The organism is Wolbachia endosymbiont of Cardiocondyla obscurior (genome assembly GCF_902713635.1).
GTDB classification, from domain to species: Bacteria; Pseudomonadota; Alphaproteobacteria; order Rickettsiales; family Anaplasmataceae; genus Wolbachia; species Wolbachia pipientis.
Map to the genome: position 1 here is coordinate 1 of NZ_CACTIU010000093.1, position 2,872 is coordinate 2,872.

The following is a 2,872-nucleotide window of genomic DNA, read 5'->3' on the forward strand; positions in this document are numbered from 1 at the left end:
ATATACAGACTTACAACTTTTGGTTGGTAATACCATAATGGAAATTTATCATTCATTTTAGAAAATACTATAGTATCAGCTATTTAATAAAAAGATCGTAGCTAAACCAAGAAATATAAGAGCTGAGAGAATATCAGTTGTTGCCGATGTTAGGATTGAAGAAGAAACAGCAGGGTCAGACTTTAAACGGTGAAGCATTATAGGAATGAAAGTTCCGATAAACGTTGCAATAATTGACATCATAATCATGGAGACCACAAAAATCATCTCCACTTTGAAGCTGTGAAATCTTATTGCTAATACTATTAATGAAATAGTAGATAAGATCACCCCGTTTGTAAGACCTATTAAAAATTCTTTCATCAGTACTCTTTTTGCATTTTGCTCAGTTAGATATTTTGTTGCGATTGCCCGGATGGTTAGCGTTACTGTTTGGGATCCTGCATTTCCGCTCATTGATGCAATTATCGGCATGATTATTGGCAGTATTATAAAACTTTTTATTACATCATCGAAAAAGCCAACTACTATGGAACACATTGTTGCAGCTAAGAGGTTAAACAGTAACCAAGGTAGCCTTTTAATTATAGTTTTATGTATAGGGGCATTTATATCGGCTTTAGAAGATACACCGCTTATTTTGAGTACATCCTCTTCTGTTTCTTGTTGAACAACTTTTATCACATCTTCAATTAAGATCACACCAATAATTTTACCATTCTTATTTACTACCGGAGCTGATAATAGAGAGTAATCTTTAAATATTCTTGCTACTTCCTCTTGGTCTACTCCAGTTTTAATGATTTTTATGTCATGATCCATTATCTCTTTTATTATTGTGTCTCCTGAGTGAGATATTACCTTATTTAAATTAACACTGCCTATAGGCTCTAATTTTGAGTTGATAATGAATATCTGGTGAAATCTTTCTGGTATTTTTTTATAGTTGCACACAAATTCTGTCAGTTGATTTATTGTCCAATAATATGGAGCTATAACCATATCTTTATGTATTAACCTTCCTGCACTTTCTTCTGGGTATGATAGCAACTCCTCTACTGATTTCTGAGTTTTGCTGGGCAAATAGTAAAGTATATTTTCTACAGACTTTCTATCCAAATCTTTCACTATGGTTACTACATCCTCTACATCAAGGAGCATTAGTAACTTTGCTGTATTTTCTATTCCCAATGTTTCTATGATCTCTATTTGTAAATCTGGCACTACATGCACTAGGGCATCACTTAACAAATGTTGATCGAGGATATTAACTAATTTCTCCCTGTGATCACTGATCGAAGTAGATAAAAAATAAGCTAACTGAACGCTATCTATCGTTTTTACAATATTACAAACATTTTCTAGCTCATCGTTATCAAGTGACTCTATTAAGTCATCAATAGCCTTTTTGTCTAAACCATAATGAGAACTTATTTTAATATTCATTACTTTACCTTATTTTTTAATAAATATACACACTTGATTTCCTTAAACATTAAAGTATAATGAAATTATTTAAATTAACTATCATATGGTTAAATTTCTATTTTGTTTACTGTTATTGTTATTGATAGTAAATATATTAAAATCTAAAGTATAATGAAAACTTATCCAGAAATTCTTGAACACTTTCAAAGCTTAAATAAAAGTATTTCTCTTATCAGGAGGTGTCTTTGACATAGAAAAATTAAAGTTGCGTCTTGAAGAGCTTGACTCCCAAGCGTCGAATGATGATCTGTGGCAAGATAACCAAAAAGCACAAGAAATTTTAAAAGAACGTTCTAAAATTAAGAATGACGTGGAGTCGTTTTTAAAGCTGGAAAGCGATTACAACGATGCCATTAGCTTAATGAAGTCTGCTATTGATGAGAATGATGAAGAATTTTTCTCTGAAGTTGAAAGTGAATTAGCTAAGCTAGAGAAATTAATCAAACTTAAAGAGACAGAATCCTTATTTACTGGTGAAGCAGATAACAATAACTGCTTTTTAGAAATCCACTCAGGAGCTGGTGGAACAGAGAGCAATGATTGGGCTGAAATGCTGATGCGCATGTATATAAGGTGGGCAGAAATTTATCACAACTTTAAAGTTGAAGTTGTAGAAAAATTAGAAGGAGAGTCAGTTGGTATAAAGTCTGCAATGATAAAAATCGTTGGAGAAAAAGCTTATGGGTGGGCAAAAAGTGAAAGTGGAATTCACAGGCTGGTTAGAATATCGCCATTTGATGCAAATGGTAAACGTCATACCAGTTTTGCAAGTGTAGGAGTAACTCCAGTGATCGAAGATTCAATTGATATTGCTGTGGATGAAAAGGATCTAAAGATCGACACCTACCGTGCTTCCGGAGCAGGCGGTCAGCATGTGAACAAAACTGAAAGTGCAGTACGCATTACGCATATTCCAACTGGTGTTGTAGTTCAATGCCAAAATGGTCGTTCTCAACATAGAAATAAAGATGAGGCGTTAAAATTACTTAAAGGACGTTTATACCAAATTGAACTGGAAAAAAAAGAACAGAAAATGGCTGAAGAGTATGGTAAAAAATGCGATATAGGCTGGGGTAATCAGATCAGATCGTACGTTATGCATCCATATCAAATGGTGAAGGATTTAAGAACCGGACATGAAGTGGGCAATATAAATTCTGTTTTTGATGGTAATATAGATTGTTTCATAGTTAGTGTGCTTACTAAGCAAAATTAGGTAGGGTTGACTTTCTTGCCATAATATATGATAATTAAAATATTGTTAAAGTAGGAGTAAAGTTATGGCGATTAAATATGATCAGTGGAAAAGTGACCTTACCCAGAAAAAGTGGAGAGAAAGTTTGGAATGTTTTTTACAAAAAGAATGATGCATCAAATTGTTCTG

Annotated in this window: 2 protein-coding genes; one reads left to right on the forward strand and one right to left on the reverse strand. The window is 33.1% G+C overall.

The genetic code is table 11. The features are described from left to right. Positions 1-75: 75 nt before the first annotated feature. Complete coding sequence (mgtE, locus tag WOCAOBSORBRA_RS05780; RefSeq protein WP_174516130.1) at positions 76-1,446, reverse strand: magnesium transporter; 1,371 nt, start codon at positions 1,444-1,446, stop codon at positions 76-78. A gap of 153 nt (positions 1,447-1,599) precedes the next feature. Here mgtE and prfB point away from each other — a divergent pair. After that, positions 1,600-2,704, forward strand: a protein-coding gene (prfB, locus tag WOCAOBSORBRA_RS05785) for a peptide chain release factor 2 (protein WP_174516131.1) whose coding sequence is annotated in 2 segments (ribosomal slippage) — positions 1,600-1,674 and positions 1,676-2,704 — 1,104 coding nt in all. Because the reading frame shifts where the segments join, the coding sequence is not laid out codon by codon here. Positions 2,705-2,872: the final 168 nt, after the last annotated feature.